Source organism: Salinimicrobium profundisediminis (assembly GCF_026241755.1).
Classification (GTDB): domain Bacteria; phylum Bacteroidota; class Bacteroidia; order Flavobacteriales; family Flavobacteriaceae; genus Salinimicrobium; species Salinimicrobium profundisediminis.
Map to the genome: position 1 here is coordinate 1 of NZ_JAPJDA010000025.1, position 24,010 is coordinate 24,010.

At 41.7% G+C, this 24,010-nt stretch carries 24 protein-coding genes; 12 read left to right on the forward strand and 12 right to left on the reverse strand.

The features are described 5' to 3' along the window. Positions 1 to 601 precede the first annotated feature (601 nt). The 3 genes from OQ279_RS14230 to OQ279_RS14240 all read right to left on the reverse strand — a co-directional run bounded on the left by OQ279_RS14230 (position 602) and on the right by OQ279_RS14240 (position 4,018). Complete coding sequence (locus tag OQ279_RS14230; protein ID WP_266070666.1) at positions 602 to 1,399, reverse strand: DUF4249 domain-containing protein; 798 nt, start codon at positions 1,397 to 1,399, stop codon at positions 602 to 604. A gap of 2 nt (positions 1,400 to 1,401) precedes the next feature. Further along, positions 1,402 to 3,720 (reverse strand): TonB-dependent receptor, encoded by a 2,319-nt coding sequence (locus tag OQ279_RS14235; protein ID WP_266070713.1) that lies wholly within the window; start codon positions 3,718 to 3,720, stop codon positions 1,402 to 1,404. A gap of 76 nt (positions 3,721 to 3,796) precedes the next feature. Beyond that, on the reverse strand, positions 3,797 to 4,018 hold the full coding sequence (locus tag OQ279_RS14240; RefSeq protein ID WP_266070667.1) for a DUF6095 family protein: 222 nt from the start codon (positions 4,016 to 4,018) through the stop codon (positions 3,797 to 3,799). Between the two features lie 197 nt (positions 4,019 to 4,215). On the opposite strand from OQ279_RS14240, the gene OQ279_RS14245 reads away from it, so the two are divergent. From OQ279_RS14245 to OQ279_RS14280, 8 genes are read left to right on the forward strand one after another with little or no spacing between them, the layout of a single operon-like run. Beyond that, entirely contained in the window at positions 4,216 to 5,112 is an 897-nt protein-coding gene (locus OQ279_RS14245) for a MerR family transcriptional regulator (protein WP_266070668.1), read from the forward strand. A 3-nt stretch (positions 5,113 to 5,115) separates the two neighbouring features. Further along, positions 5,116 to 6,612 (forward strand): bifunctional phytoene desaturase/3,4-desaturase, encoded by a 1,497-nt coding sequence (crtID, locus tag OQ279_RS14250; RefSeq protein WP_266070669.1) that lies wholly within the window; start codon positions 5,116 to 5,118, stop codon positions 6,610 to 6,612. Beyond that, positions 6,596 to 7,432, forward strand: a complete 837-nt coding sequence (locus OQ279_RS14255; protein ID WP_266070670.1) for a phytoene/squalene synthase family protein — start codon at positions 6,596 to 6,598, stop codon at positions 7,430 to 7,432. The genes crtID and OQ279_RS14255 overlap by 17 nt, the downstream gene beginning before the upstream one ends. 11 nt (positions 7,433 to 7,443) lie before the next feature. Beyond that, complete coding sequence (locus OQ279_RS14260; RefSeq protein WP_266070671.1) at positions 7,444 to 7,923, forward strand: hypothetical protein; 480 nt, start codon at positions 7,444 to 7,446, stop codon at positions 7,921 to 7,923. A gap of 42 nt (positions 7,924 to 7,965) precedes the next feature. Beyond that, the gene (locus OQ279_RS14265; RefSeq protein WP_266070715.1) at positions 7,966 to 8,433 is read left to right on the forward strand and encodes a sterol desaturase family protein; all 468 of its coding nucleotides are present in this window, start codon (positions 7,966 to 7,968) and stop codon (positions 8,431 to 8,433) included. After that, positions 8,433 to 9,155 (forward strand): lycopene cyclase domain-containing protein, encoded by a 723-nt coding sequence (locus tag OQ279_RS14270; RefSeq protein WP_266070672.1) that lies wholly within the window; start codon positions 8,433 to 8,435, stop codon positions 9,153 to 9,155. The genes OQ279_RS14265 and OQ279_RS14270 overlap by 1 nt, the downstream gene beginning before the upstream one ends. Continuing rightward, positions 9,152 to 9,934 carry a TspO-related membrane protein gene (locus tag OQ279_RS14275; protein WP_266070673.1) on the forward strand — a complete coding sequence of 261 codons (783 nt, stop codon included), beginning with the start codon at positions 9,152 to 9,154 and terminating at the stop codon, positions 9,932 to 9,934. The genes OQ279_RS14270 and OQ279_RS14275 overlap by 4 nt, the downstream gene beginning before the upstream one ends. Continuing rightward, positions 9,904 to 11,217, forward strand: coding sequence for a cryptochrome/photolyase family protein (locus OQ279_RS14280; protein ID WP_266070674.1), 1,314 nt, complete (start codon positions 9,904 to 9,906; stop codon positions 11,215 to 11,217). The genes OQ279_RS14275 and OQ279_RS14280 overlap by 31 nt, the downstream gene beginning before the upstream one ends. A gap of 383 nt (positions 11,218 to 11,600) precedes the next feature. Here OQ279_RS14280 and OQ279_RS14285 read toward each other — a convergent pair whose 3' ends face one another. From OQ279_RS14285 to OQ279_RS14310, 6 genes are read right to left on the reverse strand one after another with little or no spacing between them, the layout of a single operon-like run. Then, positions 11,601 to 12,932: a DUF58 domain-containing protein gene (locus tag OQ279_RS14285; protein ID WP_266070676.1), complete on the reverse strand. Its 1,332-nt coding sequence runs from the start codon at positions 12,930 to 12,932 to the stop codon at positions 11,601 to 11,603. Beyond that, positions 12,933 to 13,931 (reverse strand): AAA family ATPase, encoded by a 999-nt coding sequence (locus OQ279_RS14290; RefSeq protein ID WP_266070677.1) that lies wholly within the window; start codon positions 13,929 to 13,931, stop codon positions 12,933 to 12,935. Beyond that, positions 13,932 to 15,131, reverse strand: coding sequence for a DUF4350 domain-containing protein (locus OQ279_RS14295; protein ID WP_266070678.1), 1,200 nt, complete (start codon positions 15,129 to 15,131; stop codon positions 13,932 to 13,934). Next, positions 15,115 to 15,861: a DUF4129 domain-containing protein gene (locus tag OQ279_RS14300; RefSeq protein WP_266070679.1), complete on the reverse strand. Its 747-nt coding sequence runs from the start codon at positions 15,859 to 15,861 to the stop codon at positions 15,115 to 15,117. Before OQ279_RS14300 ends, OQ279_RS14295 begins: the two co-directional genes overlap by 17 nt. A gap of 2 nt (positions 15,862 to 15,863) precedes the next feature. Next, positions 15,864 to 16,727, reverse strand: a complete 864-nt coding sequence (locus OQ279_RS14305) for a hypothetical protein (RefSeq protein WP_266070680.1) — start codon at positions 16,725 to 16,727, stop codon at positions 15,864 to 15,866. Beyond that, a complete protein-coding gene (locus OQ279_RS14310; protein WP_266070681.1) occupies positions 16,702 to 17,682 on the reverse strand; it encodes a stage II sporulation protein M in 981 nt (326 codons plus the stop codon). The genes OQ279_RS14305 and OQ279_RS14310 overlap by 26 nt, the downstream gene beginning before the upstream one ends. Before the next feature lie 33 nt (positions 17,683 to 17,715). On the opposite strand from OQ279_RS14310, the gene OQ279_RS14315 reads away from it, so the two are divergent. Further along, positions 17,716 to 18,429: an RDD family protein gene (locus OQ279_RS14315; RefSeq protein WP_266070682.1), complete on the forward strand. Its 714-nt coding sequence runs from the start codon at positions 17,716 to 17,718 to the stop codon at positions 18,427 to 18,429. On the opposite strand, the gene OQ279_RS14320 is transcribed toward OQ279_RS14315, so the two are convergent. Further along, entirely contained in the window at positions 18,430 to 19,176 is a 747-nt protein-coding gene (locus OQ279_RS14320; RefSeq protein ID WP_266070683.1) for a peptidylprolyl isomerase, read from the reverse strand. It lies immediately after the preceding gene. Between OQ279_RS14320 and OQ279_RS14325 the strand changes: the two genes are divergently transcribed. Beyond that, positions 19,175 to 19,816: an NUDIX hydrolase gene (locus tag OQ279_RS14325; protein ID WP_266070684.1), complete on the forward strand. Its 642-nt coding sequence runs from the start codon at positions 19,175 to 19,177 to the stop codon at positions 19,814 to 19,816. The genes OQ279_RS14320 and OQ279_RS14325 overlap by 2 nt on opposite strands. Positions 19,817 to 19,863: 47 nt before the next feature. Then, a complete protein-coding gene (locus tag OQ279_RS14330; RefSeq protein WP_266070685.1) occupies positions 19,864 to 20,667 on the forward strand; it encodes a lysophospholipid acyltransferase family protein in 804 nt (267 codons plus the stop codon). A gap of 254 nt (positions 20,668 to 20,921) precedes the next feature. On the opposite strand, the gene OQ279_RS14335 is transcribed toward OQ279_RS14330, so the two are convergent. Both OQ279_RS14335 and OQ279_RS14340 read right to left on the reverse strand, forming a co-directional pair. After that, complete coding sequence (locus OQ279_RS14335; RefSeq protein WP_266070686.1) at positions 20,922 to 21,560, reverse strand: DUF8845 family protein; 639 nt, start codon at positions 21,558 to 21,560, stop codon at positions 20,922 to 20,924. Between the two features lie 10 nt (positions 21,561 to 21,570). Further along, a complete protein-coding gene (locus tag OQ279_RS14340; RefSeq protein WP_266070688.1) occupies positions 21,571 to 22,065 on the reverse strand; it encodes an RNA polymerase sigma factor in 495 nt (164 codons plus the stop codon). 122 nt (positions 22,066 to 22,187) lie between these two features. On the opposite strand from OQ279_RS14340, the gene OQ279_RS14345 reads away from it, so the two are divergent. Next, positions 22,188 to 23,498 (forward strand): NAD(P)/FAD-dependent oxidoreductase, encoded by a 1,311-nt coding sequence (locus OQ279_RS14345; protein ID WP_266070689.1) that lies wholly within the window; start codon positions 22,188 to 22,190, stop codon positions 23,496 to 23,498. The last annotated feature ends 512 nt before the right edge of the window (positions 23,499 to 24,010 follow it).

Sequence of the window (24,010 nt, forward strand, 5' to 3'; positions counted from 1 at the left end):
GTGGGAGAGTATGTCGCCGCCTTTCTTTTAAACCCTTCATCATTTATTTGATGAAGGGTTTTTTTATGCCCTAAAATCAGCAAGGCCTGTGGCTACCCTTTCCTCAGAGTGTGGGGATTGCAGTACAAAAGCTTAATCTGGAACCAAATCTCAGCACCCCTACCTTCTAGGGAGGGGCAATCCGCCGCAGGCGGATGGGGAGGGTCTCACTTCCGAAATGTGGCTGGCGCGGATTTGTAATCCGTGCCGGGTTAATCAAAACAACTTCCTGGAAACATGCACCACCCCGTCTCCACCTCCCGGCGGATCCACCCCTCCTCAGACAAGTGGCAGGTTGATAAATGCGCACACCCCGCTGGCGCGGATTTTGCAATCCGTGCCGGGTCAACCAAAACAACTTCCCGGAAAGATGCACCACCCAGGCCTGTGGTCACCCCTCATCAGAGAGAAGGGAAACTGACAAACGTGAAAGTTGTATTTGAAACCGAATATCAACATCCCTCCTTTTCAGGGAAGGGAAGTTCGAAGGACGGGGAGGGTATTCTTTCCTCAAAATTTACTTCAGGTAATATAACAGAATTCAGCAGAATTTAACGTATTACTATTTCACTTCATAAGTGAGAACGTCAACTTCAGAAAGCCTGAAATATCCGAAAGGAAAATTTTCAGGATTGGTCTGATTTACAATGTTTCCTCTCACAATGCTGGGCTGAGTCTGAAAAGGACCGCCATTCGAAGTCCCGGCCTGAGAACGCAGTATGAACATGTAATCGTAAAATCCGTCGGAGATTCCCTGGATTTCGAACAGCACTAAATCACCTTCTTCTGCATCTTCGTCACTAAAAAATGCAAAAGTCTGGTTGCCATTCGTGAATTCGTCTTTATATATTTGAAGTGAATATTGCTCGTTCAGGTATCTAAAAAAGTAGAAATTCTCTGCATCTGCAGGGTCTTCATAAAATACTTTAAACTCATATTCATCTCCTGAAAACCCACCCAGTTCCTGTTCGACGAAAAGCAGATCGGGAGTGGTGTAATACTCTTCTGTGGCAGTATAGACTTCGTTTTCATAGATCACCTCTAGCTGGTAGGTAATATTCTCTTCAGGGGTGATATCGTCATTTTGGTAAATTCCCTCGCTTACCTCTTCAAAAAGGTATTCCTGGCCTGTTTCCGAAGTAACCTTAATACTGGCGCCGGTTACCGGTGGTACTTCGTCATCAAAATAAGGTGCCGTTGTAGTAAGTTTAATGCTCTGTATATTCGTTTCTTCTTCATTATTCCACACCAGAGAGGCTTCAATGACGAGTCGTGGTTCAGCTTCTTCCAAATCAATATCTATCACCTCTTCACATGAGATGAGCATCATAAACAGCAGTAAAAACCCAATTTTTTTCATCGTCAAAATTTAAAGTTGTAGGTCACAGAGGGCACTATGCCGAAAAGCGAAAGTTTTACAGCTTCATTGACCGAGGTATCATCGTTCTCCCTAAAGTTAATCGAAACCGCATTTTTACGTGCATATACGTTGTAGAGTCCAAAATTCCATGAAGAACTATAAGCTTTTGCCGATCTCTTTTTTGGGGTGTAAGTAGCTGAAATATCTAACCTGTGATAATCAGGAAGTCGGTTACTATTTCGATCCGCATATACAGGGATCGTCATGTTTTCGAAAACATATTGTCCGGTAGGATAAGTTGTGGGAAGACCTGTTTGGTAAATAAAGTTGGCGCTAAAATCCCATTTTTGACTCACCTCATAAGTAGCAGTTAATGAAACATCATGCGTCTTATCGTAAGCGGTGGCATACCACTCCGAATTATTGATTCCGGGCTCTATAGGTGTTCTTCCGGGGGTGCGCTGTTCAGATTTTGATAAGGTATAGGCAAGCCATCCGGTGAATTTTCCTTTATTTTTTTTCAGCAGTAATTCTGCGCCATAAGCCCGGGCTTCTCCAGGTAAAATCACCTGTTCTATAGCATCATTTGCAATAAGGTTTGCACCGTCTATGTAATCAAGTCGGTCTCGCAGAGTTTTATAATAGCCTTCAATTTCAAGCGAATATTCATCATTAGCAAAATTTCTGTAATATCCTGCTGCTACCTGGTCCAGGGATTGGGGTTCGATATATTTTCCACTAGGCGTCCATACATCTAGAGGCGTAGGAGAACTGGTGTTGGTTATAAGGTGTACGTACTGGGTCATCCTGTTATAACTAAGCTTCACGCTTTGATCTTCAGCAAAAGAGTAGGCCAGGGCAAGCCGGGGTTCAAAATTTCCAAAAGAGCGCTCCACCTCACTTTTTTCTGAAGTCTTTACGTCTACAGGATCGGCTTCCTGATAAATCCCAAACCGCTCGTTGTATGTTACCGGACTTTCATCATAAAGGTTGAGCCCCTCCTGTCCCATTCTCAAAAAGTTGCTGTACCTAATACCATATTCTGCGGAAAGTTTTTCAGAAATTGTATGTTCAACCGATAAATATACAGCCGATTCTAAAGCGTATTTCTTGATAAGTTCTCTCGGAATAATTCCTGAAGAAGCCGAATTGGGCTCTATTTCTCCCGGGTTAAACTCATACCAGGTAGAATGAATACCGTAGTCCAGGCTCAGGTTCCTGTTGAGATAATGGTCGAGATCATATTTGAAATTGAAGTTTTTTATCCCGCTGTTCCAGTTGAATCCTACAAAATCTAAGGTGAGACCGTAGTAATAATCGCTGTATATGAGAGAAAGATTGCTGAAGATATTATCTTTTAAAACCCGATTCCATCTAAGGTTGAAAACTGAATTCCCATAAATGTTTTTAAAACTGTCGCTCAAATTAAACACATCCCTCCCGAAATAACCCGAAAATAAAATAGTGTTTCTTTGGTCGAGCCTAAAAGTCAGCTTGGTATTGAGATCATAGAAATACGCAGAATTTTCATTATCAGTTAGTTTTAAAAATAGGTGAGCGTATGAACTTCGGCCTCCAATTAGAAATGAACTCTTTTCCTTCTCAATTGGTCCCTGCGCCAGCAATCTACTGGAAATGAGTCCAATTCCTCCATTAGCCTCAAATTTCCGACTATTTCCATCTTTTTGATAAATATCGAGGACAGAAGATACCCTTCCGCCGTATTTGGCGGGTATACCTCCTTTATAAAGTTTCAGGTTCTTTATGGCATCGGGATTAAATACCGAAAACAATCCAAACAGGTGGCTGGAGTTATAGATAGTGGCTTCATCGAGCAAAATAAGATTTTGATCGGCTGCACCACCGCGTACGTTAAAACCTGAAGAACCCTCTCCCGCATTTGAAACTCCGGGAAGTAAAAGCAGGGATTTTACAATATCTACCTCTCCAAAAACTACAGGTTGCTTCTGTATAGTAGCAATTTCGAGCTTATTTACGCTCATTTCAGGCTTCCTTATGTTAAGCCGTTCACTGTCATCGGTGATCACCACCTCTTCCAGGTCCTGCGCTGCCGTACTTAGCTGAAAGTTCAGTTTTATGTCGTTCTGCACATCTATCCTTTGTGAAACCGACTGGTATCCCAGGTAAGACACCTCAATTCTATGGGTACCTGCAGGAACCTTTATGGAGTAAAATCCGTAGTCATTGGTCACCGTTCCCGTTTGTAGTTCAGGGAAAAGAATATTTACCCCGGCCAGGGTCTCGTTGTTCTGGGCATCTTTTACCACACCATTAATCACGAGGGTTTCCTGTGCCCACATCGAAATGCAGGAGAGGAGCAAAGAGAAGAAGATTAATTTTTTCAAGAAAGTGTTTTTAAATTGTCATTTTTGACACCTAATCAAACAGCGCTTTCATTACTGTGTTTATTCCCTTAAACATGAGGTAAATGGCTGCGGCCATAGCAATCAATGCGAAAATAAGAACCGGAAGAAACCAGGGGTTATCTGTGTTTTTAAAGGAACTAAAGAGTACTACAGGCCCCACAAAGCTTAGAGGTAGTGCACCGGCGAGAAATTTAAGGCCTTTTAGCAACAGGCTTTTATTGGTATGTTTCATATTTCTCAAAGATAATTATTCCTTTACAAAATTTCTTTTAATTACTCTGCTCCTTTCAAAAGGCTTATTTTCATATATTTAGATCGATGCAAGCTTTTGTTGCTGCCGGGTGTACAAATATTTTTTGGTAATATTAATCCAGAATTAACATATATCAAAACATTTTATGTTTAAATTTGGGTTAAAATATTTAAACAATGGATCAGTTCTCCATAAGTCAGCTTTCCCAGTTTTCAGGAATAAAACCTCATACGATTCGTATTTGGGAGAAGCGCTATAATGCGCTTAACCCTCACCGATCTGAAGGGAATACGCGCTACTATGACGGTGCGCAGTTGCGAAGGCTCCTTAATATAGTTGCTTTATTACCTACCGGAAATAAAATCTCCAAACTCTGTGCTCTAAGCGATGAAGAACTTTTCCGGATGAGAATGGAGTATGAAAAAGAGGCCGGGGTAGAGAATGATTATCAGTATTTCATCAACCAGCTTATTGCTGCCGGGATGAGCTATGACGAGGCCAACTTCGAAAAGGTATTTTCTCACTGCCTTTTAAAGTTTGGCCTTGAGAAAATGTATATGGAAATTATTTGCCCCTTGTTAGACCGGGTGGGCCTTATGTGGTCTGTAGATGATATTCCTCCTTCCCAGGAGCATTTTATTTCTAATCTCTTGCGACAAAAAATGTTTACCGCAATAGATTCTATGCCGGCAACTACTGAAGGAGGAGAACCCTGGTTGCTGTTTTTACCAGAAGATGAATTTCATGAACTTGGGCTTCTGTTTTCTAACTTTTTATTGAGGAGCAGAGGTAGAAATGTGATTTACCTGGGGGCAAATGTGCCTTTGGCTTCAGTAGAGAAATGCCTTAATGATCTTCATATTAATAACCTGCTGTTTTTTATGGTTAGGTGTAATTTGCCTGAATATATTGAAGAATACCTGGAAGAGCTCCAGCAGGTGGCCGGGCAAAGAAAGATTTTTGTGGCAGGCAGGGGAACAGATTCCGAAGAAATTTCGACCCGTGATAACCTGGTGAAAATTGCAAAAGTTGAAGACCTGCAACGTGAACTAAAACATATTAAAGTAGCCTAAAAGATGTCAAAAATAGCAATTATAGGAGCAGGTTTTTCTGGGTTGAGTGCAGCTTCTTATCTTGGGGCAGCAGGTCACGAGGTGCACTTATTCGAAAAGAACAGCAGTGCAGGCGGAAGAGCCAGGCAGTTAAAAACTTCAGGTGGTTATACTTTTGACATGGGACCAAGCTGGTACTGGATGCCCGATGTGTTTGAAAAATTCTTCGGCGACTTTGGGTACAAAGTGCAGGATCTCTATAAACTTGACCTTTTGGACCCTTCTTTTGAGGTGGTATTTCCGCAGAATGAAAAATTGAGCATACTAGAAAATTACGATCAGTTACGGGAGCTTTTCGAGAGTATTGAAGTAGGAAGTGCCGCCAAACTCGATAAATTCATGGAAGAGGCCCAGTATAAATATGAGCAGGGCATGGAGAGACTGGTGTATATGCCGGGTATTTCCCTTACCGAGTTTGTAGACCTTGATCTTATAAAAGGGGCTATGCGATTGCAGGTGTTTTCCTCTTTTAGTAAACACGTGCGCAAATATTTCAAAGATCCAAAGCTGATCGCTCTTATGGAATTTCCTGTGTTATTCCTGGGAGCTATGCCTCAGGATACGCCGGCCCTTTACAGCCTTATGAATTATGCGGGGCTCAAGCTGGGTACCTGGTACCCGCAGGGTGGGTTTGGAAGTGTGATCAAAGCAATGGTCAAAGTTGCTAAAGCCCAGGGAGTGCAAATTTATCTTGATGCACCCGTAGAGCAGATCATCGCAACTGATAAAAGCGTGAAAAGCCTAAAAGTACACGGCGAAGAAATTGAGTTTGATGCAGTTGTGGCAGCTGCCGATTATCACCATGTTGAGGAGAAATTACTTCAGAAGGAACATCAGAATTACAGCGAAAAGTACTGGGAAAATAAAACCTTTGCGCCGTCCTGTCTTATTTATTATTTGGGAGTTTCAGAAAGAATTCCTGAGCTGGAGCATCATACCCTCTTTTTTGATGAAGATCTTTTTGAGCATTCAGTTGAAATCTACAAAGAACCTAACTGGCCAAAAAAACCTTTATTTTATGTGTGCTGCCCCTCAAGAACCGATGACACTGTAGCTCCCGAAGGCCACGAAAACCTTTTCCTGCTTATGCCTTTGGCGCCTGGATTAAAGGATGAAGAACCAACCAGGGAAAAGTTCTTTCAAATCATGATCAAGAGATTAGAAAAACAAATAGGGCGAAAAATTTCCGGAAAGATAGATTATAAGGAGAGTTATTGTGTCTCCGATTTTATTGAAGATTACAACTCCTACAAAGGGAATGCCTACGGGCTGGCAAATACCTTGCAACAAACTGCCATTTTAAAGCCGAAAATAAGGAACAAAAAACTCCGGAACCTATTTTATACAGGGCAACTTACCGTTCCCGGGCCGGGAGTGCCTCCATCGCTCATCTCGGGCAAGATCGCGGCAGAACAAGTTATTAAGGAATTAAAAAAGAAGAAGTATGAAGTCACTGTTTGATGATTTGTCGGTACAGGTAAGCCGGCTCACTACACGCTCCTATAGTACCAGTTTTTCGCTGGGAATCTATTTTTTGCATGACCGGCTGCGTGATCCAATTTATTCTATCTACGGATTTGTAAGGGTTGCCGATGAGATTGTTGACAGTTTTGAAGGATATGACCAGGAATACCTGCTTAGAAAATTTCGTGAAGATACTTATGAAGCTCTCGAGTTAAAGATCTCTGCAAATCCTATCCTGAATTCTTTTCAGGAAGTGGTACATCAGTACGACATAGATACTCAGCTTATCGATACATTTTTGCAGAGCATGGAAATGGACCTTCAAAAAGTGGATTATACCGATGAAAAATATCAGCAGTACATTTTAGGTTCTGCCGAAGTGGTAGGCCTTATGTGCCTGCACGTTTTTACCGGCGGAGATAAAAAAATGTTTGCAGAGCTTAAACCCTATGCTATGAAGCTGGGTGCTGCCTTTCAAAAAGTAAATTTTCTTAGAGACCTGAAAGATGACTACCATGTTTTGGGAAGAACTTATTTTCCCGAGGTTGATATGGAAAACTTTTCTGGGGAGGCTAAAAAGCAAATCGAACAGGAGATCGAAGAAGATTTTAGCATTGCCCTGCAGGGAATAAAGATGCTTCCTGCTTCATCAAAAGGTGGCGTTTACCTGGCATATGTTTACTATCAGTCCTTATTTAAAAAGATCAAGAGATTGCCGGCAAAGCGTGTACTATCAGGCAGGATTAGAATAAATAATGGCAGGAAAGTGGGCTTGATGATCAATAGTTTATTGGAATGCAAAATGAGAATGGTTTGAAAAATATTATCATGATTTTTCTGCTGATGACTGGCGGAATGTTCGCTCAGGATATAAATCTTTCAGAAGCAAGAATGTTGTATGACCGTGCTGTAGAAAATGAGGAGGCAGCAGAACGTCTTTTGAAAATTTCAGAAGCAAATACTTTTACAAATCCTGTGATGATGGGGTATAAAGCAGCGGGACATATGATGATGGCCAAGTATGTAGGCAATCCGTTTAAAAAGATGTCGCACTTTAATAAAGGGAAAGACATTCTGGGCACCGCAATTGCAGCCGATAAAAATAATCTTGAACTGCGCTTCCTGAGATTTGCCGTACAGGCCGAAGCCCCGGGTTTTTTGGGGTATAGAGATAACCTGGATGAAGACAAGCGCTTGTTGCTCAATGGGGTGGGGAATATTAAAGATCCTGTACTTCAAAACATGATCCTGAAGTACCTCAAAACTTCAAAAGGTCTTACAACTTCAGAAAAAGAAAAATTGGATTAGCCGGTTGAAATTCAGTAAATTGGAATTACTAAAAAAAATATGATGGAAACAATTGCAATAAATTTTCTTATAGTCCTTGCCTCTTTTCTTGCTATGGAAGGTGTTGCGTGGTTTACCCATAAATACATCATGCACGGGCTGCTATGGACTTTACACAAAGACCACCACAAAAAAGAGTCAAAGGGTTTCTTTGAACACAACGATTTCTTTTTCCTCATTTTTGCGGTTCCCGGCATTGTGTGCCTTTACCTGGGTATGGAAGCCGGTTATAATTTCCTTTTCTGGATAGGACTGGGAATTACACTTTACGGGATGGCGTACTTTTTTGTTCATGACATCTTTATCCATCAGCGATTTAAAGTGTTGCGCAAGGCAGACAATCCCTATTTTAAAGCCATTCGTCGGGCCCATAAAATGCATCATAAACATATAGGTAAAGAGGATGGGGAATGCTTCGGAATGCTGTGGGTGCCAATGAAATATTTTAGGGAACAAAGAAAAACTGCCTGATGCAATACACTTACCTGCTGGTTAACTTTTTTACGATAATTATTCCGTTCCTGTTTTCCTTTCATCCTAAACTGAAGTTTCACAAGACCTGGGGCGCTTTCTTTCCGGCGGTTTTTCTTACGGGACTAGCCTTCGTGCTGTGGGATATGTTATTTACCCAAATGGGCGTTTGGGGCTTTAATGAACGTTACCTTACAGGTATTAAAGTAGGAAACCTACCTGTAGAGGAGGTACTTTTCTTTTTCTGCATTCCTTATGCCTGCGTCTTTACATTTCACTGCCTGGATCTCTTCCTCGACAAATTGGGAGGCCCAAAAATGCAAAAAATCATCACGCTTTGCCTGGTGGCATTTTTATTCATTTTTGGAATTATTTACTTCCAAAGAGTATACACGGCAACTACCTTTATCAGTTTCGCTTTGCTGCTTTTATACGCACAGTTTGTTCTGAAAATTTCATGGTTAACAAGGTTCTATATGATCTATGGAGTGCTGTTAATCCCTTTTTTTCTCGTCAATGGGGTGCTTACCGGAAGCTGGATCGAAGAACCGGTTGTGTGGTACAATGCTGAAGAATTTATGAATTTTCGCGTTGGAACCATTCCTGTAGAAGATGCTTTTTATGGTGCCGAATTGATCCTGATGAACCTTCTTATCTACAGATATCTTTTAAATCGCAAAAAAGCCGTTGCAGCCTCCAATTTAAAAACCACATTATTATGAAAAAGACCATCCAGATAGCAAATATTATTGCATTTCTCCTCATGGTAGCCTTAAACTACCTGTCTAACACCGGGGCTATCAACGGTGAAACCATGGGATCTGTTTCTGCCGAATATGAGAATCTTTTCACACCGGCAGGATATGCTTTTTCCATCTGGGGCTTGATCTATTTAGGGCTGGCAGGCTTTGTAACCTATCAAATCGTCTCTTCGCGCGGCAGGAAAATAGCAGCCACAATCGGCTGGTGGTTTGTGATCACCTGCCTCCTTAACATGAGCTGGATATTTGCGTGGCTAAACCATCTCACGGCACTTTCGGTACTGGTAATGTCGCTACTGCTTATTTCTCTTTTAATCATTGTTTTCAAAACCAGGATGGAGCTAGACGACAAGCCGGTATCTGAGATCGCTTTTGTTTGGTGGCCTTTTTCGCTCTATTCAGGATGGATCACCGTAGCATTAATAGCAAATACTGCTGCATATCTTACCGACATTGGCTGGAATGGCTTCGGAATTTCTGAAGTATTATGGACCTTGATTATGATTGCTGTTGCTACAATTATAAATCTCTTAATTACCTGGATACGCAATATGAGAGAATTTGCGCTGGTTGGTGTTTGGGGGCTGGTCGCTGTGGGAATTGCAAATAAAGGGGATGAAAATCTTATTTTTTATACAGCTATTGCTGCCGCCGTCGTACTTTTTATCAGCAGTAACATCCACGGATATAAGAATAGAAAATACTCACCATGGCAAAAAATGAAGGAGAAGAAGGCATAGCGATTTGCTGGCTGCGACGAGATTTGCGGCTCTTTGACAATACTGCACTCTACCACGCTCTCAACAGTGGCCGCCCTGTGCAGGTTATCTTTATTTTTGATCCTGCCATTCTCAATACGCTTTCAAACAAAAAAGACCGGCGGGTTAATTTTATTTATCGCCAGCTGGAGAAGATAAATGCTAAATTATCTCATTTCGGGGCTTCCTTGCTTGTACTTCATGACCTGCCAAAAAAGGCATTTGAAAAGCTCATTTTTAAGTACCCTGTTCAGGAAGTATTCATCAACCATGACTACGAGCCTTACGCCCGCACAAGAGATAAAGAAGTTTCTGAATTTTTATTAGCTCACGGGGTTGAATTCCATAGCTATAAAGATCAGGTAATATTTGAGAAGGATGATGTCCTTAAACCCGATGGCACTCCTTATACCGTTTTTACGCCCTATTCAAAAAAATGGAAAGAACAGCTGTACCAAAAAGCTGTTCCAGATTTTGCTTCGGAAGATTTTTTGTCTAACCTGCTAAAAAGGCCAAATAAACCAATCGTTTCTTTAGCTGAAATTGGATTTGAGACTATAGATCCTGAAGTTGCCGAAGCAGATCTTTCTAAAGAATTAATAAAGTACTACCACAAGAATCGGGACCTGCCTTACATTGATGGTACCAGCAAGGCCGGAGCTCATTTAAGGTTTGGGACTATAAGTGTTCGTCACCTTGTCAAACAGGCGCTACAGCAAAATGAAACCTGGCTTAACGAACTCATCTGGCGGGAATTCTTCATGATGATCCTTTATCATTTTCCTCATGTAGAGCATCATAACTTCCGAAGAAAGTACGACCGCATTCAGTGGCGAAACAATGAAACGGAATTTGAATTATGGTGCAGGGGAGAAACAGGCTATCCTCTTGTAGATGCCGGCATGCGTCAATTAAATGAAACCGGGTGGATGCATAATCGGGTCCGTATGGTGGTTGCAGGTTTCCTATGTAAGCACTTGTTGATAGACTGGCGCTGGGGGGAGGCTTATTTTGCTGAAAAACTTCTGGATTACGAACTGGCTTCTAATAATGGGAACTGGCAGTGGGCTGCTGGTACCGGTTGTGATGCTGCTCCTTATTTCCGAATATTTAACCCCGAATCACAACTCAAGAAATTTGATCCTAAACTCGAATACGTGAAAACCTGGATCAAAGATTTTAGAGCCGGTTACCTGGAACCGATTGTTGACCACAAATTTGCCAGGGCAAGAGCGCTGGAAACCTATAAGAAGGCTCTTAATTAGATAAGACAGTGGAGTGGTGTTCCAAATGTTTATTTCACGTCCCGTTGGGACGAGCTGTAGGTGAAAAAAGCCGCATGAAAACTATCCCGTACCTAAAGGCACACTTGGTTTTTTTCTTAATTCTACCGTATGCTGTCCCTAACGGGAAAAAAAATTTGAGGATAATTTGGTCTCATGGGACACAATGTGGATAGCGGAAATTTATTTTGATGAATTCTACGTCCCGTAGGGACGAACTGTGGGTAAAGAAACGACATGGAAACTCTCTGTGCCGTAGGTACAGGATATGATTGGAGGCCAGATTACATATGATGAAGACATTCTTTTTCTATGAAAACCAAAAATCTCAACTCTTGCATCTTCCTTCTTACCTCCCGAAAAACCTAAAGAATTCCCCTCTTTTTGATCTCCAGATATTTATTGATAGTGTTCACCGTTAGATCTTCGGGTCGTGTGAGAATGGTTTGGATTCCGTGTTTTTGAAGCTCCTTTGCCATCAATCGTTTGTCGTAGCTAAACTGTTCAGCAATGGTTTGATTGAAAATATCCGGCACTTTTTTAGCAGGGGAAGAGATGAAATTTTCCAGTTCGGTATTTTCGAAAAAGATGACCACAAGCAGGTGCTTTTTTGATAGAGCCAACAGGTAGGGCATTTGCCGGTGCAAGGCGCTTAGATGTTCAAAATTTGTGTATAGCAGGAGTAGACTTCTCTGTGCAAGTCTTCGGTTTAAATGGGTGTACAAAAGTCCAAAGTCTGAATCCCGGTACTGTGTGTTAACATTGTAGAGGGATTCCAACAGCAGGTTCAAATGGGCTTTTTTGGAACTTGCAGGGAGTATCTTTTCCATTTTGCTGGAAAATGTGATCAAACCGGCTTTGTCTTTCTTGTTTAGAGCAATATTTGAAAATGCGAGGGCGCTGTTAATTGCATAATCGAGTAACTTAAGATGATTAAAAGGCATTTTCATGGTACGGCCTGTATCTATCACAGAATACACAGGCTGCGACCGTTCATCCTGGTACTGGTTCACCATAAGCCCTCCCTGTTTTGCAGTGGCTTTCCAGTTTATGCTGCGCACATCGTCTCCCGCTACATAGTCCTTGATCTGCTCAAACTCCATGGTATGCCCAATCTTCCTTATTTTCTTCAATCCGGGTTGTGAGATCTTGCGATCTATAGCCAGGAAATCATATTTTTTCATCTGAATGAAAGAAGGGTAGACTTTCACCATTTGTTCTTTTCCAAACTTCTTCCGGCGTTTGACCAGTTTCAGCGGAGTGGAGGCAAAGACATTTAAACTTCCGAAGAAATATTCTCCCCGCTCCACCGGTCGCAGGGAATAGTTGAAAGAGGTTGATATCCCTGAAGGTAATTTGGTGAGGTATGAAAAATCCCTTTTTTGGAACTGTACGGGGATTTCGTCAATAACTTCTACCTGGGTTTTAAAACTGTACAGATTCCGAAGCAAAACTTCCACTGAATTTTCATCGCTGTTGGAAAATTTATCGGGAAGGATCCTTTCAGCAGTGATCCCGGGGCTTTTGTACAAGACAACAATATCGGCCAGGACAATGAGTAGGAATAGGACAGTCAGGATCCATAAAACCGGATAAAGCCACGGGATCCAATAGGAAAACAGGAAACCTGCCGCCAGGGTGAAAACGATCACAAAGAACCGTTGATGGAGATATAGTGACTTGAAAAAATGTACCAATTATCTCGGGATTTCTACAGAATGAGTGATCATATCAATAACACCGGCCGTGGTGCTGCCTTCCATTTCACGTTCGGGAGACAAAATGATGCGATGGCCAAGCACCGGCTCCAGTACCTTCTTAATATCTTCGGGGATGACGAAATCCCTTCCATCTACAGCCGCTACTGCCTTAGACGCATTCATAACTGCAATGGAAGCCCGTGGTGAAGCCCCAAGGTAAAGGTGCGGGTGATTTCGAGTCTTACTAATAATTTCAGCAATGTAACCAAGTAACTTCTTTTCTATCCTTATCCCCTGGATTTGCGTGCGCAGCACCTGTAGTTTTTCAGGATCGAGAACGGCTTCAATTTTTTCCTGGGGTAAAATTCCCTGCCGCTCGTGGTGTGACTGCAAGATCTCAATCTCTTCCTCCATTGAAGGATAATCTACATTGATCTTAAAAAGGAACCTGTCCAGTTGCGCTTCGGGAAGGGCATAAGTTCCTTCCTGTTCAATGGGGTTTTGAGTGGCAATCACCATGAATGGCGGTGGCATGCTGTGCTGTTTGCCGTCTATGGTGATCTGTCGCTCTTCCATGACCTCAAAAAGTGCCGCCTGGGTCTTTGCCGGAGCGCGATTAATTTCATCAATGAGAACAATGTTTGAAAACACCGGACCCGGTTTAAATTCAAAGTCCGAAGTCCTGGAATTAAGTACCGAAGTTCCCAGCACGTCACTCGGCATAAGATCGGGCGTGAACTGTATTCTGCTGAATCCGGTTTTAAGGGTTTTGGCAAACAATTTGGCAGTGATGGTTTTCGCTACACCGGGGACACCTTCTATGAGTACATGACCATCGGCAAGCAGGGCCACGATAAGAAGTTCAATAAACCTTTCCTGCCCAATGATGATTCCCGATAACTGCTTTTTCAAGCTTTCTACGGCCGACTTTAATTCCTCAAGCGGAATACGGTTTTCAAAAGTGATCTCGTCGTTCTTTATTTCTTCGTTTTCCATTTACTTCTTTTTAAAAGCCGAAATGGCCTTGTTTAACTCCAGCAATTCTTCTTTGGATACCGAGTTTTTTTTCTCAAGTCTCTCCATAAATTGCCATAATCTTTCTACTTCTTTGGTGTTATTTTCGCTCATTGCCGCTACGCGATCGTAGAAACCCTGGTTTACTTCGTTAGTAGCAACGCGATATTGAGAGCGCACGTATTCCAAAAATAGGGCAATCTTTTTTGATGCTATACTTTTATAGTCCGCGCGGTCAAGGTACAATCCGGCGATGGTCCGGGTAAAGTCGAGCGTTTGATTTTGCAGCGGTTTAATGACAGGTATACTTCGCTGTTTGCGCTTCCCTTCAAAAATGATGAACAGCAGGCTGCCTATAATCACAAAATAGTAGGCCCAGCGCAGTGGTTTACTGTTCAGGATCACAAACAGGGGAGAGGTGTAAAAAGATTTGCCGGTCTTGTAGTAGTGGTCCCAAAATACAGGTTGTTGGGTAGGAAGATAAGCAAAAACTTTTTCAGCGTAAGTTGCATTATTATCCTGTAGCAGGAAGTAATTGCTGAAGGCTTTTGGTGTGGAATGTAAATAAACCATTCCTTTCCCCACAGTATCCCTCAAAAAGTTGATTTTTGGAGCAGTTATTTTAGCTGAATCTTGCTGAAGCTGCGTTACTCCCAGCACATCTTTAGGTAAGGAATCGGGTATGATAAAAACATCCTGATAAGTTTCTTTATCAAAGAGAAAAGGCCGATTATTCTCAAGAGCCGGATCTTTAAGATTCAAAAAAGGTTTTGAAGAAATGCCCTTTTTGGGTACCAGGGTTTCCATCTTCAGGTTTAAAGTGTCAAGAAGATTCTGGCTAAAATTTTCGGCGATGAAAAATGCGGTATTTCCTCTGGCAACCCAGGTAAGTATTCTTTTTAATTCTGGTTCATCAAATCCAAGGCTGTTGTTCAGGAAAAAGTAGGTTCCGGAGATAGTAGAGTCGTTCAGAAATTCATAGGGAGGAATATTGACTTCCTGCAGGTCAAGATCCTGCTGTTTGAGGTTTTCAAAAAGCACTTTTGTGCCCAGCGGAATCTTATCTAAGGCAGCATAACTGGGGATCCAGTTAATTTCCTGCGGTTCATTCGCTTCCAGCCAGGTGAGAAACACCAGCAGCAAAACGAGCAGGGCGAGAGAGATCTTATAGGCTTTGCTCATGCTGTGGTTGTATTATTTCTTCGGTTGTAACAAATTCCTTTTTTATCTTTTGATAATCTGTAGCCGTGGTGGCAAAATCTCCATACCACACAAAATCGTAGATCCGGTTCAATCTTCTAAATCTATTCTGAAGTTGTGTATCCTGGATTTCCAGTACATATTCTTCATCGGTTTTTGCCGCATCGTAGCTCACTAATTCCTTTCTGGATAACTGCTGAAGGATGTAAAGGAAATGATAGCGTATGGCAAGCCGGTAATTTTCGGCTGCTACGGCTTTATCTATTAATTTCCTGATGTCTCGGGTCTTAATGATCTTTTCTTCTTCACTAAAATGAACCTCTCCGCCAGATGGGGTTCCAAAAATGTTATTTCCGGGAGCTAATTTTGTAAAGAGGTAGAGCACAAGAGCCAGCAGTAAACCAAGCAAAAGATAAGGCAGGATCTTCAGGAAAAAAGCGAGCAGGAATGGAGCTTCATAATCTCCAAAGATCCAATCCAGGAACCGTTGCCATTGCAGGCTTAAATAACGCTTGAAATTTGTCCACCAGTTATCTTCGGCCGTTACTTCAGAATAATCATAATCTGGGTCTTGTTGGAATTTCTCAATGGTTTCTTCGGAAAAATCTAAAGGCACCAGCTCTTCTTCCGCAGTTTGCATCGGCATTACAAGCTCACCGGCAAATACCGAAAGACTAAATCCGAAGAAAAAAATGAGGAAGAATTTTGCCATTTTTAAGACCCCAGGTTTGAGATACGTTCGTAAGTACCTGTGGCGTTCTTCTTCTCATCAAGATGGTAATAAATAAAAGCTGAAGCTACCACCCCAATAACCGCAAGCAGGTATTGAAAGACTGAAGAAAGAACATTAAAGAACACATACACCCAGTCCACAAGATCGGCAGGATTTGCAATACTGCCCTCCTCCGACATAGTCATGGCTTTGATGAACATATAGACCATAAGCGGGAACTGAAAAATAAGGCTTATGATGTAAATGAGCAGGGTGATCACAAAAAGTGTGGCAAATGTATTCCACCAGTTGTCTTTAATAAGGCTGAAGGAATAACTAATGGAATCTATTACTGAGGTGCGGGCAAAAATGAGCATTGCCGGCGCAAGGGATAATGGAACCCAAACATAAATTGCCGGGAGCACACATAAAAAGAAGGCGAAAAAGGTGATGATCGCTACCAGTATAATAAGACCCAGCATCTTCGCGAAGTCATTCTTTACACCTCTAACAACTTCAGAATAGTCTACGACTCCCGAATTTTCAATATAACTTTTTATGAAATGAAGTACGGTATTATAAAGTAGTATGTAAAATGCCACCATTGAGGAGAAAAGAACAAATATTGCAATGATGAACATTTCAATATTCACCTCTGAACTATCATTCAAAAATGGATTAGAGAACAGGTCCATTCCCAGGTAAGAATAATAACCTATCGCCAGGATGAGAATGACAAAAACAGGTCCTGTGATCTTGAATATGGCTTTGAAAAGTGGCTTGAAATTCTGGCGTATAAATTTGAAGGTATCAGTAATAATATCTCCCAGCTCGCGCTGTTTACGGAATTGAATTGGTTGGTTCATCAGGTAGTTTTCGGTGTAATATGATTGGATAAAAAACGTAGTAAAACAGGATAAGGGCAAGGGAGCCGGAAATAATTAATATCGCCAGCCAGTCGGGCATTTCTGTATGTCGGGTCACAAAGCCTTCAAGAAATCCGGCGAGGATAAAGAAGGGAACGGTGCTAATCACGATCTTGAGTCCGGCTTTTATTCCGTTAATAAACGAAGTAAGGCGGGAGTAGGTGCCGGGAAAAAGAATTCCTTTCCCTACAACCAGACCAGCGCAGGCAGCAACTATGATCACAGAGATCTCTATGGTCCCGTGGATCCAGATGGTTCTTACCGATTCCCATAGCAGGCCTTTTTCATAGAAAAAATACTGGAAGGAGCCCAGCATAATGGCATTTTGCATGATGATGAACAGGGTTCCCAAGCCTGCGAAAATCCCCAAGACAAAAGCCATCAAAGCCACTCTCACATTGTTGATGGTGATCCCCAGGAACATTTCCATTTCCCCCATTTTTTTGTATACGGCCATGGGGTCGTCATTAGCGATATTATCAAGAGTCATGTTGACGTATGCGTCTCCCAAAATAGAACGTACAAATGCACCGTCACTTGCTGCAGAGAAACTTCCTGCTGCGACAAAAAGTACAAACACCAGGAAAGCCAGTAGTAACTGCTTTTGGTATTGGTAGAACTCACGGGGGAATTCTTCAGTAAAGAAAGTTACAAACCGGTTTTTAGGTTCTTTCTTATTCCTGTAGATCTTTTGATGAGCCCTTGAAGCCAGGCCGTTGACATAGTGCAGCGTATTGCTGCCGGGATAAAAAGTCTGTGCGTAACTTAGATGATCTGTCACCTCAAGGTAGAGCGAGGAGAGTTCGCCGGGAGGCAAAAGAGCATTATTTTGCAGGGCCCTTTCAAATCTTTGCCATTTATCCTTATTTTGCTTCACAAAAGCGGCCTCGCGCATTCTTTGCTATTTTGTCTCAAAGAAACATATTAAATGGATAATTTTCAAATTGAAACAGCTCAAAATATAAGTATTACACAAAATGTTGCGGGGGTAGGAGAGCGTATTCTCGCATATCTTATTGATGGCCTTATGATGCTGGCTTACGTCATTATAGTAACCATGCTTATGGGAGGGCTGGATGGCAATCAGGGGCAGGAATGGCTCTTTATGAGTGTGGTGCTGCTACCCCTGCTGCTGTATTTTTTGCTATGGGAGAGTTTGTGGAATGGGCAATCCCCGGGTAAGGCAGCTTTACAGTTAAGAGTAGTGAAACTTGACGGTTCAAAACCTGCGTTTTCCAATTATATGGTGCGCTGGTTATTGAGAATTGTAGATATTACCATCACCAGTGGGAGCGTGGCAGTGGTTACTATCCTGTTAAACGGAAAAGGGCAGCGCCTTGGAGATCTTGCCGCTGGTACCACTGTTATTTCTGAAAGGGTACGCACCGGGCTGGATAATACCCTGCTGGTAAATGTTCCTGATGATTACCGGCCGGTTTACCCGCAGGTCACTATGCTTTCCGATCGTGATGTGCAGGAGATCAAAGAGATTTACAGATCATCCCTTGCCAGCTCCAATTACAGGGTTATTGCTAAACTTTCTAACAGGGTTTCAGATTTACTTGGGGTTACTCCCGAAGATAAACCGGTACAGTTCCTTAAGACTGTGCTTAAAGATTACAGTTATTACACGAGGCAGTAATTAATCAAGGATTTCCATTTCAATGTGGATGTTGCGCAGGGGCCACTCACTATCGTCTGTAGGGACTTTGTTGATCTCGTCAACCACGTCCATACCCGAGATCACACGTCCAAATACCGTATGATCATTGTTGAGGTGTGGGGAGCCATCATGATCCTGAACTATGTAAAATTCGTAAGGGGAAGATGCTTTACTTACATTTTGCTCGGCATATTTTGCAGCTGCAAGAGCGCCTCGCACATGCCTATGCCCGGCATCGAATTCGCTCGGAATTAAGAAGTCTCCAATCCGGTGGCGCTTAATATTGGTATCGGGGTTATCTGAATTTCCTCCCTGAATAACAAATCCTTCGTCAACACGATGGAAAAAAGTGCCGTCATAATAATCCTGGTTTACCATATAAAGAAAGTTTGCGCGATGAAGAGGAGTATCCCGGAACAATTCGACATCAATATTTCCAAAGCGGGTTTTGATCCGCACCCTATTCTCATCGTGTTTTTTCCCGTACTCCATCAGGAAAGGGATCAATTCTTCCTGCACGAGTAGTGGCCCTTTCCTTTTTTCTTTCTTTTCTACTTCAGCTTCTACAACTTCATCTACCTTGGTGTTATCTACACGGGCAGAATCGGGTTGTACGGGTTCCTCTAACATGGTTTCCACCTCATTTTTTGTAGAAGATTGTTTATCTTCACAACTTGCAAAAACGGCAGTGGCCAAAATTAATATCAGCAAAAAATTAGATCTCATGAATTTTCAGGATTTTCTTAATCTAAGTCCGAATTTAAGGAAAATTAATCTTTCGGGCGATGACGCGCACTTCAAATTGGCGCCAATGCTGCGGATGAAAGAACTGGAAAATCTGAATATTGATAAGCAAAACCCGAAGCAGGCGGCGGTATTATCGGTGTTTTATCCGGGGCCACAGGGAGAAACAAAATTTGTTTTGATCCTTAGAAAAACCTATAAGGGAGTACATTCCAACCAGGTAGGATTTCCGGGAGGCAGGGTGGAAATTGAGGATCGTAACCTTGCGCACACAGCCCTTCGTGAAACAGAAGAAGAAGTAGGAATTCCACAACACGAGGTTGAAATAGTAAGGGAGATGACCAGGCTTTATATCCCGCCAAGTAATTTTTGGGTACATCCATTTATGGGAGTTATGAAGAAGACTCCGGTGCTCATACCACAGGAGGATGAAGTAGAAGCTGTACTGGAGATTAAGCTTGAGGAATTTATGAGTGAATCCTGTTTAATTAAAGAGACCCTCTCTACTTCATACGCCACAAATATTGAGGTGCCTGCATTTCTTCTTAACGGGCATGTAGTGTGGGGTGCTACCGCAATGATGTTGAGTGAGATGAAAGAGATCCTCAGGCAGCTGCTGTAAGTTTTAATTAAGTATCTTTGTTGTTTCGTAAAAATCTCAGGGAATAAATGGGGATGTTGAAAAAGAATCCTTTTGGGCACTATCTTTACTTGAAAAAATGGCTCATCCGCATCTTCGGAGTGCTCTCACACAGGCGATACAGAGGTTTCAATGAACTCAGGATCGAAGGATCTGAAATAATCAAAAACCTGCCCGATAATAATGTACTCTTTGTTTCAAATCACCAAACTTATTTTGCCGATGTCACTGCAATGTTTCACGTATTTAATGCTGCATTAAGCGGGAGGGTAGATTCTATCAAGAACGTGGGTTATATATGGCAACCAAAGCTCAATATTTATTACGTTGCGGCCAAGGAAACCATGAATTCAGGCCTCCTCACCCGAATAATGGCTTACGCCGGGGCAGTTTCGGTAGAAAGGACCTGGCGCGAAAAAGGGAAAGAAGTACAGCGGGAAGTAAATCCCAACGATCATAAAAATATCGGAACAGCTTTAGAAGATGGATGGGTGATCACCTTTCCGCAGGGAACCACAAAGCCTTTTAAACCCATTAGAAAAGGTACAGCCCATATCATAAAACAATATAAACCGGTTGTTATTCCTATTGTTATTGATGGTTTCAGGCGTTCTTTTGACAAAAAAGGATTAAGGGTTCGTAAAAAAGGCATTTTACAGAGTTTTCAGATCAAGGAACCACTGGTGATTGATTATGATAACGAAACCATTGAGGAAATTGTAGAAAAACTGGAATATGCTATTGAACAACATCCGTCTTTCCTGAAGGTAATTCCGCAGGAAGAACTGGAAGCGATGGAGGCCCTGAACAAAACCCGACAGTGGGAGTATTAAAAGAGTGTTCAGTATTCAGTGCTCAGTGTTCAGATTTGAATGGCGCGGATTTGCAATCCGCGACGCGTTTTTCTAAGAATTGATTCAGTATTCAGTGGTCAGTTAGCAGTTTTTGAATGGCGCGGATTTGCAATCCGCGACGAGCTTTTTTAAAAGAGTGCTCAGTGTTCAGATTTAAAATGATCCTGATGGCGCGGATTTGTAATCCGCGACGAGTAACTTCCGAAGTAGTTCTACGTAAGAAACCACCATATTTACATTTCCAGCCTTTTCAACTCTTTGTAATTTCTTTTGAGCCTGCCCAAAAGTATTCCGTAGATCAACCTGTAAAACAGCCATAGAGCGAGGAGGAATACACCGAGTATAATGCAACCGGCTACGGCAAATTTAATCCAGTCTACAACATCAAAAGTATATTTGGAAGAATCGGTCACCTCCTGTACCAGCTGGTGGTTTTGGATGGTATAGTAGGTAATAATTACAGAATATAATCCGGTTGAAATAAGGATGTATGCGATATAGGTCTTTACAGTTTTTCGGGTTCTAAGAATATTCTTCATGAGCGTTGCAGCATCGTCTGTAGAAGAAATTCTCCTGTAATTGCGGTAGAAGCAATAGATAAAATAGAAGGTGATGAGGTAGCTAATCACATACATTCCAATCTGGATCTTTTTAAGGTGTAGTTGCTCCATTTGCTCCCAGTAATCGGCATCGGCCATAAAAATGGTGAACAAAGAAGAAAGAAGCAGCTCTACAATACTAATTACAAAGATCCATTTAACGATGGAAGAGGATTTCTTCCAGATCATTTTGTAGATCTCATTATAAGAAAGCTTTGGAAGATTCTCTTCCTGCTTTTTCCAGTTTTGTTTTAAAAATTCTAGTTCATCCATGTGGTAGGTACTACGGATTTAAAATATTTCTTAGGGTCTTTTTGATCCTGTTCATCTTCACGCGTGCATTGACTTCAGATATCCCCAGCATTTCAGAAATCTCCCGGTAAGACTGGTCTTCCAGGTATAAAAAGACCAAAGCCTTGTCGATATCATTTAGTTCTTTTACCGCTTTATACATTAATTGTAGTTGTTTTTCAACCTCATCATCATAAACATCTGCCTTTATTTTAAAACTTACCTCGTCATAATTCTGGGTGCGCAGTTGTTTTTTCGATTTTCTATAGAGGGTGATAGCCGTGTTAAGAGCTACCCTGTACATCCAGGTGCTAAATTTTGAATCACCTCTAAATTTTGGGTAGGCGTTCCAAAGTTGAATGGTAATTTCCTGAAAAAGATCATTGTGAGATTCCTGGTCATTGGTATACATGCGGCAAATCTTGTGCACTATGTTCTGGTGCTTTTCAAGATGACTTACAAATTCATGTTCCAGTTCTTTCTTCACAAGATTGTTTAGGTTCTTAATTAGTAGTGAAAGTAGCGATCTTGTTACAATTCCCTTAAAATTTATTAATCTTCTTTTTATTCTGCGGAAAGCTCTAACTTTGAAAGAAAGGCTTATATAAGATGAATATTCCCATTTCTGAATACCCTCGTGTGGTCATTGTAGGTGGTGGTTTTGCAGGAATTTCAATTGCAAAGCACCTTTTAAAGGAGAAATTGCAGGTGGTTTTGCTGGACCGTCACAACTATCACACCTTTCAGCCTTTGTTGTACCAGGTTTCCACCTCGGGCCTCGAACCCGATTCTATAGCTTATCCTTTACGTAAGATCACCCGCCACAGTACAGATGGTTATTTCAGGCTCACCGAAGTTCAGCGTATTGTTCCTGAAGAAAATAAAATTGTAACCTCCATTGGCGAGCTGGCTTACGATTATCTTGTACTGGCCACAGGTTCGCGCACTAATTTCTTCGGAAATGAGAGCATTCAGAAAAATGCCATGTGGATGAAGACCATTCCGCAGGCACTTAATATTCGCAGTTTAATCCTTGAAAATCTTGAGCAGGCAGTAATCACATCAGATCCCGTAAAACGGAAGGCTTTGCTCAACTTTGTGATTGCCGGTGCCGGCCCCACCGGAGTGGAGCTTTGCGGCGCTATTGCCGAAGTGCGCAATCACATAGTGCCCAGAGATTTCCGGGATCTCGATCCTTCCGAAATGAAAATCCATCTTATTGAGGGGCTAGACAGGGTTTTGCCGCCAATGAGTCCCGAAGCTTCCAAAAAAGCCGAAAAATTCCTTAAAGATCTCGGGGTAGAAATCCATCTTAATGTGATGGTACAGGAGTACGATGGTCAAAAAGTGACTACAAATAAAGAAGACCTCACGTTTAACACCTCCACTTTTATATGGGCGGCAGGAGTTTCGGGTGCACCGGTAGAAGGTTTGAATGCATCGGCACTGGTAGATAGGGCCGATCGTTATGAGGTTAACGTGTTTAACCAGGTGAAAGGTTACGAGAATGTCTTCGCCATTGGAGACATTGCTCTTATGAGCAATGAAGATTATCCAAAAGGGCATCCCATGGTTGCGCAGCCCGCGATACAGCAGGGGAAACACCTGGCAAAGAACCTTAAGCGCATCCTAAAAGGGGAAAAAATGGAACCCTTTGTTTATAATGACAAAGGTACCATGGCCACTGTGGGAAGAAACAAAGCCGTAGTAGATCTCGGAAAATTGAAATTTGGCGGCTTCTTTGCCTGGTTTATCTGGATGTTTATCCACCTGTATTTTCTTGTCGGCTTTAGAAACCGACTCATTACTTTCTTTAATTGGGTCTACAATTACGTGAACTTTGATAAAGCGGCAAGATTGATCATAAGGCCGTTTAAAAGTAACAAGGAAAACCTGGAAGTAGATCAAAAAAAGGTCTAGTATTTCAGTTTTTATCCTGAAAGATCTTCTGTGCAAATTCTCTGCGGAATTTTAAAGCTGAAAATGTTCAAAAGCTTAAACAAGTGCTTTTTGAAGATTTAAGGAAATTACAGCCAAAATTTACTTTTGCCGGAATTAATTTGATATCCTGAAAGATGGCAAAAATGGCAGAAAACTTTTCAAAAATGGCATTTTTGAAGCCTCTTATTTGTACATCAAAAAGTGAAGTTGATTAAATTTTCGAGGGAGAATGGCATATAAAATACCTCAGGTAGCAATCCTGTATAAAAACGTATTTGTAGAACGCTTCCACTCAAATGTTTAGAATGTAAATGACTTATTTCAGGAGATGAATATCAATAAGACGAGGAATATGAAAAAAGCAGCCACAGCGCAATGATCAGACCATACCTCGAATGTAGTCGCCTTCTCTTTATCTTCAGATTTTCTTCTTTGAGCACTCATGGTGAATCATTTATTAGGTTAATACTATAAAATCGTCTTAAAGATTT

What these genes read in the sequence shown, in the direction of transcription:
- OQ279_RS14230 (WP_266070666.1), bottom strand. Translation starts at nt 1,399, where the DNA reads ATGAAAAAAATTGGGTTTTTACTGCTGTTTATGATGCTCATCTCATGT.
- OQ279_RS14235 (WP_266070713.1), bottom strand. Translation starts at nt 3,720, where the DNA reads ATGTGGGCACAGGAAACCCTCGTGATTAATGGTGTGGTAAAAGATGCC.
- OQ279_RS14240 (WP_266070667.1), bottom strand. Translation starts at nt 4,018, where the DNA reads ATGAAACATACCAATAAAAGCCTGTTGCTAAAAGGCCTTAAATTTCTC.
- OQ279_RS14245 (WP_266070668.1), top strand. Translation starts at nt 4,216, where the DNA reads ATGGATCAGTTCTCCATAAGTCAGCTTTCCCAGTTTTCAGGAATAAAA.
- crtID (WP_266070669.1), top strand. Translation starts at nt 5,116, where the DNA reads ATGTCAAAAATAGCAATTATAGGAGCAGGTTTTTCTGGGTTGAGTGCA.
- OQ279_RS14255 (WP_266070670.1), top strand. Translation starts at nt 6,596, where the DNA reads ATGAAGTCACTGTTTGATGATTTGTCGGTACAGGTAAGCCGGCTCACT.
- OQ279_RS14260 (WP_266070671.1), top strand. Translation starts at nt 7,444, where the DNA reads ATGATTTTTCTGCTGATGACTGGCGGAATGTTCGCTCAGGATATAAAT.
- OQ279_RS14265 (WP_266070715.1), top strand. Translation starts at nt 7,966, where the DNA reads ATGGAAACAATTGCAATAAATTTTCTTATAGTCCTTGCCTCTTTTCTT.
- OQ279_RS14270 (WP_266070672.1), top strand. Translation starts at nt 8,433, where the DNA reads ATGCAATACACTTACCTGCTGGTTAACTTTTTTACGATAATTATTCCG.
- OQ279_RS14275 (WP_266070673.1), top strand. Translation starts at nt 9,152, where the DNA reads ATGAAAAAGACCATCCAGATAGCAAATATTATTGCATTTCTCCTCATG.
- OQ279_RS14280 (WP_266070674.1), top strand. Translation starts at nt 9,904, where the DNA reads ATGGCAAAAAATGAAGGAGAAGAAGGCATAGCGATTTGCTGGCTGCGA.
- OQ279_RS14290 (WP_266070677.1), bottom strand. Translation starts at nt 13,931, where the DNA reads ATGGAAAACGAAGAAATAAAGAACGACGAGATCACTTTTGAAAACCGT.
- OQ279_RS14295 (WP_266070678.1), bottom strand. Translation starts at nt 15,131, where the DNA reads ATGAGCAAAGCCTATAAGATCTCTCTCGCCCTGCTCGTTTTGCTGCTG.
- OQ279_RS14300 (WP_266070679.1), bottom strand. Translation starts at nt 15,861, where the DNA reads ATGGCAAAATTCTTCCTCATTTTTTTCTTCGGATTTAGTCTTTCGGTA.
- OQ279_RS14305 (WP_266070680.1), bottom strand. Translation starts at nt 16,727, where the DNA reads ATGAACCAACCAATTCAATTCCGTAAACAGCGCGAGCTGGGAGATATT.
- OQ279_RS14310 (WP_266070681.1), bottom strand. Translation starts at nt 17,682, where the DNA reads ATGCGCGAGGCCGCTTTTGTGAAGCAAAATAAGGATAAATGGCAAAGA.
- OQ279_RS14315 (WP_266070682.1), top strand. Translation starts at nt 17,716, where the DNA reads ATGGATAATTTTCAAATTGAAACAGCTCAAAATATAAGTATTACACAA.
- OQ279_RS14325 (WP_266070684.1), top strand. Translation starts at nt 19,175, where the DNA reads ATGAATTTTCAGGATTTTCTTAATCTAAGTCCGAATTTAAGGAAAATT.
- OQ279_RS14320 (WP_266070683.1), bottom strand. Translation starts at nt 19,176, where the DNA reads ATGAGATCTAATTTTTTGCTGATATTAATTTTGGCCACTGCCGTTTTT.
- OQ279_RS14330 (WP_266070685.1), top strand. Translation starts at nt 19,864, where the DNA reads ATGGGGATGTTGAAAAAGAATCCTTTTGGGCACTATCTTTACTTGAAA.
- OQ279_RS14335 (WP_266070686.1), bottom strand. Translation starts at nt 21,560, where the DNA reads ATGGATGAACTAGAATTTTTAAAACAAAACTGGAAAAAGCAGGAAGAG.
- OQ279_RS14345 (WP_266070689.1), top strand. Translation starts at nt 22,188, where the DNA reads ATGAATATTCCCATTTCTGAATACCCTCGTGTGGTCATTGTAGGTGGT.